The organism is Akkermansia muciniphila, assembly GCF_002884975.1.
Lineage (GTDB): Bacteria > Verrucomicrobiota > Verrucomicrobiia > Verrucomicrobiales > Akkermansiaceae > Akkermansia > Akkermansia muciniphila_C.
Genome location: NZ_PJKB01000001.1, coordinates 826,222 through 841,767 on the forward strand (window position 1 = coordinate 826,222; position 15,546 = coordinate 841,767).

Annotated in this window: 11 protein-coding genes; 8 read left to right on the forward strand and 3 right to left on the reverse strand. The window is 60.4% G+C overall.

Annotated elements, in window-relative coordinates; genetic code table 11:
* The first annotated feature begins 3 nt into the window (after nucleotides 1-3).
* The 7 genes from CXU21_RS03440 to sucB all read left to right on the forward strand — a co-directional run bounded on the left by CXU21_RS03440 (nucleotide 4) and on the right by sucB (nucleotide 8,982).
* Complete coding sequence (locus CXU21_RS03440) at nucleotides 4-1,458, forward strand: hypothetical protein (RefSeq protein ID WP_102725061.1); 1,455 nt, start codon at nucleotides 4-6, stop codon at nucleotides 1,456-1,458.
* Nucleotides 1,459-1,469: 11 nt separating this feature from the next.
* Entirely contained in the window at nucleotides 1,470-1,925 is a 456-nt protein-coding gene (locus CXU21_RS03445; RefSeq protein WP_102714034.1) for a low molecular weight protein arginine phosphatase, read from the forward strand.
* A 22-nt stretch (nucleotides 1,926-1,947) separates the two neighbouring features.
* Nucleotides 1,948-2,418, forward strand: a complete 471-nt coding sequence (locus CXU21_RS03450; RefSeq protein WP_257997346.1) for a L,D-transpeptidase — start codon at nucleotides 1,948-1,950, stop codon at nucleotides 2,416-2,418.
* 152 nt (nucleotides 2,419-2,570) lie between these two features.
* The gene (locus CXU21_RS03455) at nucleotides 2,571-3,950 is read left to right on the forward strand and encodes a cytochrome ubiquinol oxidase subunit I (protein WP_102725062.1); all 1,380 of its coding nucleotides are present in this window, start codon (nucleotides 2,571-2,573) and stop codon (nucleotides 3,948-3,950) included.
* A 20-nt stretch (nucleotides 3,951-3,970) separates the two neighbouring features.
* Nucleotides 3,971-5,008, forward strand: a complete 1,038-nt coding sequence (gene cydB / locus CXU21_RS03460; protein ID WP_102714038.1) for a cytochrome d ubiquinol oxidase subunit II — start codon at nucleotides 3,971-3,973, stop codon at nucleotides 5,006-5,008.
* A gap of 66 nt (nucleotides 5,009-5,074) precedes the next feature.
* Entirely contained in the window at nucleotides 5,075-7,840 is a 2,766-nt protein-coding gene (locus tag CXU21_RS03465; protein ID WP_102725063.1) for a 2-oxoglutarate dehydrogenase E1 component, read from the forward strand.
* Nucleotides 7,841-7,854: 14 nt separating this feature from the next.
* A complete protein-coding gene (gene sucB, locus CXU21_RS03470) occupies nucleotides 7,855-8,982 on the forward strand; it encodes a dihydrolipoyllysine-residue succinyltransferase (protein ID WP_102725064.1) in 1,128 nt (375 codons plus the stop codon).
* A 340-nt stretch (nucleotides 8,983-9,322) separates the two neighbouring features.
* Here sucB and lpdA read toward each other — a convergent pair whose 3' ends face one another.
* Both lpdA and CXU21_RS03480 read right to left on the reverse strand, forming a co-directional pair.
* On the reverse strand, nucleotides 9,323-10,711 hold the full coding sequence (gene lpdA, locus CXU21_RS03475) for a dihydrolipoyl dehydrogenase (protein ID WP_102725065.1): 1,389 nt from the start codon (nucleotides 10,709-10,711) through the stop codon (nucleotides 9,323-9,325).
* Nucleotides 10,712-10,857: 146 nt separating this feature from the next.
* A complete protein-coding gene (locus CXU21_RS03480) occupies nucleotides 10,858-12,180 on the reverse strand; it encodes an amidohydrolase (RefSeq protein WP_146016935.1) in 1,323 nt (440 codons plus the stop codon).
* Nucleotides 12,181-12,327: 147 nt separating this feature from the next.
* Here CXU21_RS03480 and CXU21_RS03485 point away from each other — a divergent pair, with 147 nt between their 5' ends.
* Nucleotides 12,328-12,930: a porin family protein gene (locus CXU21_RS03485; protein ID WP_022396750.1), complete on the forward strand. Its 603-nt coding sequence runs from the start codon at nucleotides 12,328-12,330 to the stop codon at nucleotides 12,928-12,930.
* Nucleotides 12,931-13,172: 242 nt separating this feature from the next.
* On the opposite strand, the gene CXU21_RS03490 is transcribed toward CXU21_RS03485, so the two are convergent.
* Nucleotides 13,173-15,515, reverse strand: a complete 2,343-nt coding sequence (locus CXU21_RS03490; RefSeq protein WP_102725067.1) for a beta-galactosidase — start codon at nucleotides 15,513-15,515, stop codon at nucleotides 13,173-13,175.
* Nucleotides 15,516-15,546 lie beyond the last annotated feature (31 nt).

Here is a 15,546-nt window from a genome sequence, read left to right on the forward strand (position 1 = left end):
CTGATGACGCTGACCCCCAGATTCCTGCTTATTGTGTCCCTGTTCCAGATATCCCTGGGCCTGGGATGGATTCTGGGGTACGTGTTTCTTCCCCCCACCGTTTTTTGTTATGAATGGGCGGCTGAACGCTCCCTGGCCGGAGAGTACCGGAACGTGCATCCGGAAGGGCTGAATGCGGAAGACAGCATCGTTCTCCAGCCTTACGATTATTTCAACAACGGGCAGACGGCCCAGCTTCCCGTAGTTTCCCTTCACCGGGAATCCTCCCTGAACAGCTTTGCCACGTATCCGCCCAACCCCATGGATTACACGGTCCTGTTCCGCCACCTGTACGAGCAGGGGGCCAAGAATGTTTACGTGACGGCCCCCCTGACGTGGGACGAGGAGCCGGACAGCATTGTGAAAGCCGCCGTGGGGTATGAGCTGGACCGCTTTCCCCACAAGGCCCTGGGGCGGCAGATGAGCGAGTCCTCCCGCCACGCGCCGCTGCCGCCGGACTGGAAGAAGCTGGCTGTTCCCGCCGCCAACATCGTTGGCAAGGCGGACCGCTTCCCGCGTGCGGACAGACTGGTGGGAGAATCTCCCCAACTGGTGACGGCGGCACTCACCCTGGGTACCGTTGTGGAGAATAACGAACTGTTTTCCCCCTCCCCGGAAGACCGGGTGTCCCCCCCCCTTTTCGTACGCTGGGGCGGGGACATCATCCCCACCCTGCCGCTGGTCGCCGCCCTGAATGCACTGGACCTGAAGCCCGGCGACGTGAAAATCATCCCGGGAGAGACCCTTTTCCTGGGCAGCAAGCGCTCCATTCCCCTGGACGAGTACGGCCGCATTCCGCTGGCGGAGCACAGCAGCCCCACCATGCTGGACACGAAGGAGGTGATCGTACCCGTCATGTCCGGACTGCGCCCGCCGGATACCACCGCCGTCAGAAAACTGCTTTCCTCAGCGGATGCGGTCATCGTTTCCGAGCCGTCCGCCCTTTCCGAGACTCCTGACGCACAGGCCCTCCTGGCCGCCCAAACCATCCGCAGCATCATGGGTTCCCTGGCTCCGGCCCCTCCCGTTCTGATTCCGGCGGCTCCGGCCTGGGTGCAGTGGGTCATCGTGCTGGATGTCCTGCTCCTGGCCGTATGGGCCCTGCGTTTCCAGCGCCGGGGCCGCTTCATCATCTGGGGCCTCTGCATTCTGGCGGTTCCGGTTATTGCGTGGTACCTGTTCTCCGTCCATGATACCTGGTTCCCCGTCATGACGCCCGTCACGGGGGTGCTGTGCGTGGCCCTGGCGGGCTTCCTGTTTCCGTGGCTCACTCCTCCCTCCGGGAATGCGGATGACGAGGAGGAGGAAGACGGCGGCTCCACCCCTGCGGACGGCAGCGGAGCGGGCCACGTCCTCCCTCCGGACAACCTGTACCAGGAACCCAACGAGGTGCCTATCCCCCATCATTCCAAAAGATAACGTCCCGACTCATGACACAGCGCAAACACATTCTTTTCATCTGCACCGGCAACACGTGCCGCAGCCCCATGGCGGAAGGCCTTTTCCGGAAACTCTCCGCCGGCCATCCGGAATGGCAGGCCGGTTCCGCAGGAACCTCCGCATGGCACGGGCAGGAGGCCAGCCCGGAAACGCTCCACGTGCTGGAGGCGCACGGCGTCAACCTGTCCTGCCATGAAAGCCGCCCCGTCACGCATGAGCTGATGGAAAAAGCCACAGCCGTTTACGCCATGACGGAGAGCCACCTGGCCGCTCTGCTTGCCAATTTCCCCGAGCATGCGGATAAAATCCGGCTGGTCACCTGCTACACGGACAACCGCAGCATTGCAGACCCGATCGGCTGCGGACAGTCCGCCTACAATAGCGTGGCGCGGCAATTGACAGCCGCCATCCAGGCCATCATTGCCCGGATGGAACAGCAGGCCTGACCATTTTTCCCCGCCTTCCGCCGTGTCCGCCCCTTCCATACGCATTGACCTGTCCCGGCAGGAGCTGGCGCTGGAAGCATCCGGAAAAGTCCTGTTCCGGTGCCCCGTTTCCAGCGGAAAAGCCGGAGCTGGGTTTGAAGAGGGTTCCGGAAAAACACCCACGGGCCGTTTCCGCATCTGCCGGAAAATAGGAGACGGAGAACCGGAGGACACCATTTTTCTTTCACGCCTTCCGGTTGGCCGCTACCCCGGCGCTATTCCGGAGGGGCTGGATGAACATTCGGACCTCATCCTGTCGCGCATCCTGTGGCTGGACGGCCTGGAACCGGAAAACGCCAATACGCGGGAACGCTACATTTACATTCACGGCACCAACCATCCGGAACTCCTGGGAACACCGTGTTCCCACGGGTGCGTCCGCCTTTCCCCCGCAGACATGCTGGTCCTTTTTGACCTGGTGGAAGAGGGAACCGCCGTGTCCATCCAGCTCTAAACCATTCTTTTTTAGAGATAATCTAAAAAAGTTATTGGATAAAAAGGAAAATAATTGAACAAAGGAGCGTTTGGGATGTATAAATCATGAAGGTACCGGAATTTGGCTGCCGGCATCTTGTTCCATTAAAAACCACTCATCCCCAATCAATCATGGACGATCCGGTCTTATTATCCCGTATTCAATTTGCTCTCACCATCATGTTCCACTATATCTTCCCGCCGATGACCATCGGCCTGGGGGTAGTTCTGGTAGCGCTGGAAGGCCTCTGGCTGAAAACAAAGAATGAGCTCTACCACAAGCAGGCCAAGTTCTGGACCAAGATATTCGGCATCATCTTCGCCCTGGGCGTCGCCTCCGGCATCGTGATGGAATTCCAGTTCGGCACCAACTGGGCGGACTATTCCCGCTGCGTGGGCGACATCTTCGGCAGCCCCCTCGCGGCGGAAGGCATTTTCGCCTTCTTCCTGGAATCCGGCTTCCTGGCCATCCTCCTCTTCGGCTGGGACAAGGTGGGACCTAAAATGCACTTCTTCTCCTCCTGCATGGTCGCCCTGGGCGCCCATTTCAGCGCCATCTGGATCATTGTGGCGAACTCCTGGATGCAGACGCCCGCCGGGTACAAGCTGGTGGAGGTGAACGGGAAAATCCAGGCCCACATCACCAGTTTCTATGACGTGGTCTTCAACCCCTCCACCATGGACCGCCTGACGCACGCCCTGGCCGGCTGCTGGCTGGCGGGGGCCACGCTCGTCCTCAGCGTCTCCGCCTGGTACATCCTGAAAAAACGCTTTACAGGAGGGGCTGAAAAAAGCTTCAAGGTGGCTCTGGTCATCGGCCTCATCGGCGTAGTGGGCATGGGCATCACGGGAGACTCCAGCGGCAGGGAAGTCGCCATCCACCAGCCCGCCAAATTCGCCGCCATGGAAGGCGTGATGGAAACGGGCGCTCCCCTGTCCCTCCACCTCGTCGGCTGGATGAACCCGTCCACCCATGAAGTCACGGGCATCTCCATTCCGTACCTGCTGACCTTCCTTACCCATCACGACCTGGATACGCCCATTACGGGCATGAATGACATTCCGCAGGATGAACGCCCCCCCATCCTGCCCGTCTTCTATTCCTTCCACATCATGATCCTGATCGGCTGCGCGCTGGCCGCGCTGTTCCTGGTGGGAATATGGGGTTGGAAACAGGGCTGGCTTTTTCAGAAACGCTGGCTTCTCTGGTGCTTCGTCTTTTCCGTACTGGGTCCCCAAATCGCCAACCAGGTGGGCTGGGCTGTGGCTGAAATGGGCCGCCAGCCGTGGATTGTGTACGGCATCCTGAGGACGGAACATGCCGTTTCCCCCACCCTTACTCCGGCGGAAGCCCTCTCCTCCCTCGGCATGTTCGGCGTGATTTACACCCTGCTTCTGGCCCTCTTCCTCTATCAGATCACCCATAAAATCCGCAAGGGTCCGGACCAGGAAGCGGAAGAAGACGACGGAACCGGGGAAGGCAAGCTCCAGGTTCCCTTCATCAAAGACTAATCCCCCACCCCGTTAAAACCATGTTGGATAATCTCACTCTCACAGACCTGCAAATCATCTGGTTCATCCTCGTCGGCGTGCTCTTTTCCGGATACGCCATCCTGGACGGCTTTGACCTGGGAACAGGAACCCTCCAGCTTTTCATCAAGGGAGATGAAAACAGAAGGCTCACGCTGAATGCCGTCGGCCCCGTGTGGGACGGCAATGAAGTCTGGCTCATCACGGGCGGCGGCGCCCTCTTTGCCGCCTTCCCGTACGTGTACGCCTCCGTTTTCTCCGGGTTCTACCTGGCCTTCATGCTCCTGCTGCTTACCCTGATCTTCCGGGCCGTCTCCATTGAATTCCGGAGCAAGCAGCCCATGAAATGGTGGCGCAGAGGGTGGGACACCACCTTCTCCATCAGCAGCCTCCTGGCCGCCCTCCTCATCGGCGTAGCCATGGGGAACGTGACCAAGGGCATCCCGCTGGACGACCAGGGCAACTTCACCGGAACCTTCCTCAGCCTGCTGAACCCCTATTCCGTTCTGCTGGGACTGACGACGGTAGCCCTGTTCGCCATGCACGGCGGTATTTTCCTGCTGATGAAAACGCAGGGGAATCTTCAGGACCAGATCAAAAAACTGCTCAAGCCCTGGATCATCATCTTCACCATCCTGATTATCCTTCACGGGGCGGCCACCCTGCTGTACGTGCCTCATGTAGCGGCGGCCCTGGAACGCTCCCCCTGGATTTACGGCATCGCGGCCCTGGCGGTCATTTCCATCACGGCCATCTGGATCTTCATCCACAGGAACCGTCCGGGCTGGGCCTTTATCGCCTCCTGCTCCACAATGGGCTGCATGATGGCCCTCTTCGGGGCGGCCATGTTCCCCAACCTGCTCTATTCCATGCCCAATCCGGAAAACTCCCTGACGCTCGTCAACGGCTCCTCCACGCGGGAAAGCCTGGTGGTGATGACGTACATCGCCATCCTGGGCGTGCCGCTCGTGCTGGCCTATTCCGCCGCCATTTACTGGGTCTTCCGCGGGAAGGTCCAGCTTAACGAACACAGCTATTAATGCCCCGCGGGCAGAGAATAGTGACCAGTGAAGAGAGAATAGCCCCATATCAACCCATCCCGCAGCATGAACGCCTCCATCTTTTCCAGACTCGCGCCTGAAGAAATCACGGCGCTCCATGAATCATGGAAGAACGACCCCCTGTCCGTAGATCCCCTCTGGGCAGCCTGGTTTGAGGGGTATGAACTGGGCAGCGGCGGCGCTCCGCAGGAACGCGGGAACACCGGAAACGGCACGGACGCCTCCCCCTACACCGTGCCGCCGGAAAGCGCGGAATGCCGCGGGCGCGTCAACCAGCTTATCCGGGCGTACCGGGTCATGGGGCACCAGTGCTCCCACTTCAATCCCCTGGCCTCCCCGGACAAGGCGTGCACCCCCGTCAACCTGGAGGAAATGGGCTTCCGGGAGGAGGACATGGACCAGCCCGCCAACATCGGCACGTTCATGGACGGCCGGACGTTCACCCTGCGTGAAATCATCAGCCACCTGCAAAAAACCTACTGCGGAGCCATCGGGTTTGAATACCACCACATAGACAATCTGGAAATCCGCTCCTGGATTGAAGAAAAAATCAAGCTCCGGGCGAACGGCGTGGACTACGGCCCGGAGGTCCGGCGGGACGCCTTCTTCCATCTCTGCAAGGCGGAATTGTTTGAGGAATTCCTGGGCAAGCGCTTCATCGGGGAAAAACGCTTCTCCCTGGAAGGAGGGGAAGGCGCCATCGTCCTGCTGGACGCGCTCGTCAAGCGGTGCCCCGCCGCCGGCGTCTCCCACATTGAAATGGGCATGGCCCACCGCGGAAGGCTGAACGTGCTTGCCAATATCCTTCACAAGCCGCTGAAAACCATCTTCCATGAATTCACGCCGGACTACCTGCCGGAATCCCCCATCGGCAGGAGCGATGTGAAGTACCACCTGGGCTATGCCACCACGCGCCATGTGGACGGGCAGGAACTCCACGTGCGCCTCTCCTCCAATCCCAGCCACCTGGAAGCCGTCTATCCCGTGGTGGAAGGCCGGGCCAGGGCCATGCAGCACAATCTGGAAGACGCGGAGCGCAAGCATGTGCTGCCGCTGGTCCTGCATGGAGACGCCGCCTTTGCCGGACAGGGGCTCGTGGCGGAAGTGCTGAACCTCTCCCTGCTGAAAGGCTACCGGACGGGGGGCACCGTGCACCTCATCATCAATAACCAGATCGGCTTCACCACCAGCCCGGACGAGGCCCGCTCCTCCCGCTACGCCACGGACGTGGCGCAGATGCTCCAGTCCCCCATCCTCCATATCAACGGAGAAAGCCCGGAGGACCTGGTCTGGGCGGCGGAATTCGCCCTCCAGTTCCGCCAGCAGTTCGGGCGGGACATCATTCTGGACATGTACTGCTACCGCCGCCTGGGGCACAATGAAACGGACCAGGCCGCCTTCACCGCGCCCATGCAGACCAAACGGATTGAGGCGCGCCCCACCGCAGCCGCCCTGTACGGAACGGAACTCAGGGAGCGCGGAGAACTGACGGCCCAGCAGGAGCATGACATCCGGGAACACATCTGGGACGGGATGGAACAGGCCCTGCAGCAGATGAAGGAAAACCCGGCTGATTACATCCTCCCCGCCACCTCGCAGGACGCGGATGAAACACCCATCCCGCGCACCAGCGTGCGCACGGGGATCAGCCCTGAATTGTTCCAAAGCGTCGGAAACATCCTGACGGAACTGCCGGACGGCTTCACCCCGCATCCCACGCTGGAAAAACGCTTCCTCTCACGCCGCCGGGAAGCCTTCCGTGACGGCGGACTGCTGGACTGGGGCATGGCGGAAGCCCTGGCGTGGGGCAGCCTGCTTACGGAAGACCACCACATCCGCCTGTCCGGCCAGGACTGCCAGCGCGGCACCTTCTCCCACAGGCACGCCGTCCTGCATGATTTCAACGACGGCTCCCTGTATACCCCCCTGGAAAAGCTGAACCACGGCACTACTACGTTCCGCATTTACAATTCCTCCCTCTCGGAGGCCTCCGTGCTGGGCTTTGAATACGGCTACGCGCTGGACAGCCCGGACGCGCTGGTCATGTGGGAGGCCCAGTTCGGGGACTTCGCCAACGGGGCGCAGGTCATCGTGGACCAGTTCATTGCAGCCGCGGAGGCCAAATGGCACCAGAAGAACCGCATCGTGCTGCTGCTTCCCCACGGCTATGAAGGGGCGGGCTCTGAACATTCCAGCGCCCGGATGGAACGCTATCTCCAGCTCTGCGCGGACGACAACATGCAGGTCATCAACCCCACCACCCCGGCGCAGTACTTCCACGCCCTGCGCCGCCAGGTGCACCAGAACGTGCACAAGCCGCTGATCGTCTTCACGCCCAAAAGCCTGCTCTCCCGTGCGGAGGCCGTTTCCCCCCACCGGGAATTCCTGGCTCCCTCCCGCTTTCATGAAGTGCTTCCGGACCCGGACGCTCCCGCGCCGGACCAGGTGATGCGCGCCGTCTTCTGCACCGGGAAAGTTTACTATGACCTGGCCGCCTACCGGAAGGAGCGGAACATTTCAGACACAATCATTATCCGCCTGGAACAAATCTACCCGCTGGCCCAGGAACAGCTCACCTACCTGCTGGCTCCCTACCAGAAGGTGCGCGACTTCGTCTGGTGCCAGGAGGAACCCTCCAACATGGGCGCCTGGGGCCACCTGCGGAACAGGCTGGGACGCCTCTTCGCCACCTCCTTCCGCTATGCGGGGCGGCCGCCCATGGCTTGCCCTGCGGAGGGCGCCAAGGCCCTGCACGCCGCCGCGCAAAAACGTCTCATCGCCACCGCCTTCGGGCCGCGGGCGCAATCCTGAACCATCCTTATTCCATGAGCGACATCCTGATCCCCAACTTCGGAGAATCCATCACCACCGCCACTGTGGCCGCGTGGCACAAGAATGCCGGTGACCCGGTAGCCAAAGGCGACACCCTGGTAACTCTGGAAACGGACAAGGTTTCCACAGACCTGGAGGCGGACGAAAACGGCGTGCTGGAAATCATGGTTCCGGAAGGAGCGGAAGCTCCTATCGGGGCTGTCCTGGGCCATATCTCCTCCGCTGCCGGAACCGCCGCCGCACCGGAAAAGGAAGACGCTCCCGCGCCGCCGGAACCGCAGAAAACCGCAACGCCGGAAACACGGGAGGAACCGGCTTCCACAGCCCCCGCCGCCGGGACTGAATCCCCGGAGCAAAAATCGGAAAAGCAAATGTCCGCCCCGGAACAGAATTCCACTGGAGAGAGCGGAAAGCCTGAAAAGGAAGCTCCCCCGCGCTTTATCAGGAAGCCCATGAGCCCCCTGCGCCGCACCATCGCGGCCCGGCTGGTGGAGGCCCAGCACCAGGCGGCCATCCTCACCACTTTCAACGAGTGCGACATGTCTGCCGTGATGGAACTCCGCAAACAATTCAATGCGAACTACCGGGAACAGTATGGGACCAAGCTTGGTTTCATGAGCTTCTTCATCAAGGCGGTGGTCAAGGCCCTGCAGGAGGTGCCCCAGGTCAACGCCAGAATTGACGGCACGGACATTGTGGAAAACCTGTATTACGACATTTCCGTGGCCATCGGAACGGACAAGGGCCTCGTGGTCCCCGTGCTGCGAGACTGCGACCGGAAAACGCTCCCGGAGCTGGAACTGGAACTCGCCGCCCTGGCAGAAAAAGTGCGCGGCGGAAGCCTGTCCATGCAGGACCTGCAAGGGGGCTGCTTCACCATCTCCAACGGGGGAACGTACGGCTCCCTGCTCTCCACTCCCATCCTGAACCCGCCCCAGAGCGGCATTCTGGGCATGCACGCCATCCAGGAACGCCCCGTTGTCCGGGACGGCCAGATCGTCGCCCGGCCCATGATGTACCTGGCCCTTTCCTATGACCACCGCCTGGTGGACGGCAAGCAGGCCGTACAATTCCTCATTGCCGTGAAAAACGCCGTGGAGAATCCGGTATTTGAGCTGTGAGGCGTCGCGGAGGAAAAGTCTAAATACTAAGAGGAAAGGCTGAATGTCTTTCCTCTTTACAGTTTTTCCCGGGAATCAGTTCTTCCGGCATGTTGCTTCAGGAAAACTGGAATGAATCAGGCCACCGTCCCAGGCGGTTGTCTTTCGGCCAAACCATGGAATATTTTTTCTTCCGTCTCTCCTGATCAGAGATTTTCCCGCTCTTGTAAAATCGCAAGAGCGGTTTTCCGCCCCTTTTGAAACCATAGATGAAACACCTAAGGAGCGACGCAAGCCTTGGGGCAACTGAAAAGAAAATGAGAAAAAGAGCCCCGTTCCGGGGCTCTTCCCGTGAAAACCGTTACATGTGGATGGCGATTCCCTCGGAAGCCAGCATGGATTCATGGATGGCCTCCGACAGCGTGGGATGGGCAAAGATGGTGGCGTGGATGTCCTCGTCCGTCAGTTCCGCCTGAATGCCGATACCCAGCGTGGCAATGAGTTCCGTGGCTTCCGGCCCTACGATGTGGGCGCCCAGCAGTTCGCCGTGTTTGGCGCCGTACAGGGTTTTCACGAAGCCGTCCGTTTCTCCGGCGGCCACAGCCTTGCCAATGGCCTGGAAGGGGAATTTGCCCACCTTGTACTCCACGCCCGCTTCCTTGAGGGCGCGTTCCGTTTTACCCACGGAAGCCACCTGCGGGTAGCAGTACGTGCAGCTGGGGAAGAAGCCGACCTGCCTGGGCTGGTAGTCCGGATTAAACATGCCTTCCACGGCCTGCACAGCTTCAAAGGTGGCCGTATGCGCCAGCAGCACGCCGCCGATCACGTCGCCCGCCGCGTAAACGCCGGGAATGGATGTGGCGTAACGGTCATTCACCTTGATGAATCCCTTTTCCGTCAGCTCCAGGCCGGGAGCGGCGGGAACGACCGGCTTCACGCCGATGGCCACCAGGCAGACGTCCGCCGTGATTTCCTCTTCCTGTCCCTTGCTGTTTTTCACGTTGGCCTTGACCTTGCCGTCGCAGGTTTCCGTGACGGATTCCACGGAGGCTCCCGTCATGACCTTGATGCCCTGCTTCTTGAACGCGCGTTCCAGCGTCTGGCAGGAGTCGTCGTCTTCATTGGGAAGCATGCGCGGAAGCGCTTCAATGAGCGTTACCTTGGTGCCGAAGGAGTTGTAAATGTAGGCGAATTCCGTGCCAATGGCGCCGGAACCGATGATGACCATGCTTTCAGGCCGCTTTTCCAGCACCATGGCTTCCTTGGAACCGATGATGGTGGTGCCGTTGAGGGGCAGGCTGGGCACCGTGCGGGTGACGCAGCCGGTGCTGATCAGGATGTTTTTCCCTTCCAGAACGCTCGTCGTTCCGTCGGCGGCCTTCACTTCCACCTTGCCGGGGGCAATGATGGAGGCTTCTCCCGTAACGGAGTCCACCTTGTTTTTCTTAAACAGGAAACCCACGCCGCCGGCCAGGCGGTCGCTGACCTTGCGGGAACGGCCGATCACCTCGCTCCAGTCCACGCTGACGCCTTCCACCGTCATGCCGAATTCCTTGGCCCGGGCCGTCACGGTCAGGTAGGCCTCCGCATTTTTCAGAAGCGCCTTGGTGGGGATGCAACCCCAGTTCAAACAGGTGCCCCCTACCCGGTCGTGTTCCACGCACACCACGGATTTTCCCAGCTGGGCGGCGCGGATGGCGCCCACATAGCCGGCAGGGCCTCCACCAATGACGATGAGATCATATTGCATGAAAATACTATAAAGGCATCCCCCCTTGCGGGTAAAGAAGGAATATGAGCATGCGCCGCCTGAACGGCGCCCCAATGACAAAAGATTAAATAGAGGGGAAATGCCTGTTAAAGACTATTTTCTCTTTTGTATTTAGTCTTCCGTCTTTATTCCTTCCCCTTCACCCACTCCACCAGGTCCCGCATTTCCGCGGCGGTGTCCGCATACAGGCCGTCCGTGTAGGTTCCGTGGTCGTACAGGATGTTCCCTTCCACCATGGTGAACACGCAGTCCTTGCCGGAAGCGGCATAAACGGCATGGGACGCTTCGTTGAAAATCGGGCAGAGGTTCGGTTCATCCAGGTCCAGGGCAATCATGTCCGCGGGAGCTCCCGGAGCCAGCGTTCCCAGCCCCGGCGTCCGGAAGATGCGGGCGCCCTCCGCCGTGGCCATGTCCAGCGCCTGCGTGGCGGGCACCGCGGTGGCGTCCCCGCTGCATCCCTTGGCAAGAATGGCGGCCAGCTTCATCGTTTCAAACATGTCCAGGCTGTTGTTGCTGCACGCTCCGTCCGTTCCCAGGGAGACGGAAATGCCGGCCCGCACCATGTCCCGCACGCGGGCGAAGCCGGAAGCCAGTTTCAAATTGCTGACCGGATTGTGGGCGATTGCCGCTCCGGAAGAGGCTACCAGTTCCAGTTCATCATCCGTCACGTCCACCATGTGGGCCAGCACGGTGCGTTCATTCAGCAGCCCCATGTCCCGGGCATAACCCACCGGGCGCCTGTCCCCGTGCAGGGAGCGGCACTGTTCCACTTCTCCGGCGGATTCCGACAGATGGATATGCAGCATCAGGTCCAGTTCCTCCGCCAGCTTCATGGAACGCCGGAGCACGTCGTCACTGGTGGTGTACACGCTGTGCGGCATCAGGGCCACCTGCACCCTGCCGCGGCCCGCAAAGCGCGCCGCCTGCTCCCGGTACAGGGCTTCCGCCGCATCCCATCCGCCATACGCCGGGGAAGGAAACGCAAAAAGAGCCTCCCCTCCCACACAGCGCATTCCCATGCGCTCCGCCTCCCGGAGCACGTTGATTTCCAGCAAATAGGAGTCCACAAAAGCCGTCGTGCCCGTCCGCATCATTTCATACATGCCCAGCCGCGCCCCCAGGGAGACGATTCTGTCCGTCAGGCGGGCTTCCACAGGGAAAATATGCCCGGTCAGCCATTCCATCAGAGGCAGGTCATCCGCAAAGCCGCGCAAGAAGGTCATCGGAACGTGCGTATGGGCATTGACCAGCCCCGGCATCAGCAGGACATTTCCCAGGTCCCTGCGGGCGGCGGGCTTCCACCGGGCTTCCAGCTCTGCGGCGCTCCCCGTTTCCAGAATTTTCCCGTCCCGGACGGCGACGGCCGCATTTCCGGCGGCGCCGGCCTGCCCCGCGCCCGCCAGCATGCGGGAAGCGGTCACCAGCAAATCACACGCTTGTTGTTCCATGGCACAGAATGTACCCCACCGGGTCCGTTCTGGCAACTTCATCTCCCGGTGCCCGGGGATTTCATGCAAATTTGACATTTCATGTTTGACTTCAAAAGGGAAAACTGCCAAGAATGGATCACAGTTAAATTCACCATTTATCCCCATATGAACAAGACTATACTGTTAGGTTTGGCCCTCGTGGCCTCCGTATCCGCCGCCAATGCCTACCACGCCGACAAATACGACGGCCAATTCGGCATGTCCCTGGAAGGAGCTTACGGCATCGCCACCAAGGATGCCATGCCCAACGTGGCCGGCGGCAATCTGAGCATTTTCAATTACATTGAAACCGGCAGCATTGTTCATCAGATTTCCCTGAACGGCGGCATTCTGGCAGGCTCCCACCATCCCAGCGTGCATGACCTGGGCATCAGCGGCCCCTATACCGCCAGCGTCCGCTCCACCTACGTTCCGATGATGGCCGGTTATACGCTGAACCTCCCCATCGGCGATTACACGATGTTCTATCTGGGCGGCAAGGCGGGCGCCACGTACGGAGACATTAAAACCACCATCCACGGTCTGGAAGACGGAAGCCGTTCCCACACCATCTCCACCACCAAGTTTTCCTGGGCGGCCCAGGCCGGGTTCAAATTCAGCATCTCCAAGAGCGCTGACTTCCTGATCGGCTACGAATATTACCAGATTCAGGGCTACAGTGATCCCGGCTACCACACCATCAAGCTGGGCTTCTCGTGGAACTTCTAACAATTAATCATTGAGTTCATTACTGCCTCCCGGCGGCTCCGTACACCACGGAGCCGCCTTTTTCATGCCGGGGGGCGTTGCCATGCGGTAACCAAGGCATCAGCAAACACGTGTTCTTAAAACCAGCGCATGCCGCGTTCGCGTGAAGATTCCGTTGCTTCCAAAAATGCTCCAAAAGGAAAAAGGCCGCTCCATCCCAAAGAATGGAGCGGCCCCGGAAAGATCAGGATTTCCGGGAATCCTTATTTGGCAGGCTTGAACGGCTTGGGGGACGCGTAGACTTCATAGTCCTTGATGCGGCCGTTTTCCCGGTTCTGGCGCGGCAGGTAGCGGAAGCCGGAGAGCTTCTGCACCTTGCCCAGGTCCAGCACGATCATGTGCGGGTGCGTGGGGTTGTCTCCCTGCCACTTGGTGTGCCAGTAGGTGGTGGGCTGGTTGTCCATCACCAGGCCCGCCTGGGCGGCTTCCCCCGCCGTTTCATGGGAGTCCGCATAGACCACGGACCACTGTTCGCGGGGAAGCAGGTTGCCGGAGGCATCCAGGAAGTTCAGCTCCGCAATGGCGGCGTGCGGACCGTTGTCATGGGCGTTCTTGCTGACGAGGGCGATGTAGCGGGCCTGGACGAGAGCGCGGAATTTGATTTCCTGCTGGTCCGCGCCCTTGGCGAAGGTTCCCTTGTGCACGAGCTGGCTGGCGGCGGGAGCCACGGGCTTGCCCACACGGAAGACGTCCGCCATGGCGGGGTCCCTGTTGACTTCGTAAATGGCTTCCTTCACGCCTTTCACCGTGCCGGAGCCGCCGTCCACGTCCAGCACCACGATTTCATTTTTCCCCGGTTTCAGGTATTCGCCGGGGCAGTAAAGCGCCTGCTGGGAGCCGATGAACCAGAAGCGGCCCAGATTGTGGCCGTTCACCCACACGACGCCCTTTTTCCAGCCGTCCCGCATGTCCAGGTAGGTATCCCTGGGGTTGGAGACGTTGAAATATCCACGGTGGAACACGGGCTGGTCACCGCCCGGCTTCTTGCCGGAGAAGGACAGGAGCTCCACGCCCTTGCACGGGAGGTTGTAGATGAGGAAGTTTTCCAGCTTCTTCCCGTCCAGCGTGATGGGGCCGCGGATTCCCTTGCGTTCCCCCTGGATTTGGCCGCCGAAGTTGATGCGGCCCATGTTTTCCACAAAGATATCCACCGTATGAAGGCCCGCGGGAATGACCACGTCACAGGCGTCCTGCTTGTAGCGGCGGTCCGCCGCTCCCTGCCTTTTGCCGTCCACGTAAACGATAGCGCGGTCCTGCATGTTGTTCATTTTCAGCTCTCCCTTCACCGGGCCGTTCACCTTCGTCCGGTACAGGATGAAGCCCAGGCTCTGCCCCAGGGCTTCCATGTGCACGGGCTCCTTGCGGATGACAGGCTGCGGGAGCCGGTTGAACATGCCGGCTTTCTCCGTAAACGTGATGGGCGGCAGCTCCATCATTTCCGGCTGCGCGGGCGGTTCGGGGAGCTTGTACGTATCACCGTAATAGTCCTGAATGGTCTGGCGGAAGGTACGGTAGCGGTCCGTCAGGGTTCCGTTTTCAGAGATGGGCGCGCCGTAGTCGTAATTGGTCACGTCCGGCGTGTAGGCCCCTTCCCAGTTCGCCCCGTTCATGAAGCCGAAGGAGGTGCCCCCGTGCGCCATGAAGAGGTTGGGGGAGACGTTGTTTTCCAGCATCCACTTCAAGTCGCGGTTGAAGCCTTCCGTACTGCCGCCGTTTTTGGGCTTGCCCCAGTGGTCAAACCAGCCTACCCAGAATTCGCCGTTGATGCGGGGAGTCTTGCCCTTGTGCTTTTCCAGGTTGGCAAAGGCGCCCTTGGCTCCGCCGCCGAAGTTCATGGCGGGAACGATGCCGGGCAGCGTGCCGTTGTTAATCATCCAGTCGTTCGGGCCGTCCGAGGTAAAGGGCACCACGCCCGGAAGCTCCTTTTGGATGACTTCCAGGTGTTTTTTCACGTAGTCCTTGTCGGAGCCGTAGGAGCCGTATTCGTTTTCCACCTGGGCCATGATGATGGGGCCACCCTTGGTGATCTGGAGCGGTTCCAGCATGGAGCAGACTTTCTTGAGATAAGCCATGGCCGGTTCCAGGAAACGGGGGTCCTGGGAACGGACCTTCAGGTCTTCATCCTTCAGCAGCCAGCCGGGGAACCCGCCGAATTCCCATTCCGCGCAAACGTAGGGGCCCGGACGCACGATGACCCACAGGCCGGCCTTCTGCGCCTCCTTGATGAATTCCACAAAGTCCAGGTTGCCGGAAAAGTCCCACTTGCCGGGTTCCGGTTCATGCACGTTCCAGAACAGATAGGTGCAGACGGTGTTCATGCCCATGGCCTTCATGCGCTGGAACCTGTCCTGCCAGTGCTCACGCGGCACGCGCGGGTAGTGCATTTCCCCGGAGATGATTTTGACAGGCTTTCCGTCCATCAGGAAGTTTTCCTGGTTGGTGGCGAAGACATGCTTGGCGCCGTCATTGGATTCCGGCAGGGGCATGGGAGCGGCCATGCAAAGGTGGCCTGCCAGAAACAGGGCGGAAAAAAGTGATATTTTCATGATAATGGAGTCAATAAACGGTTCTAGGGAA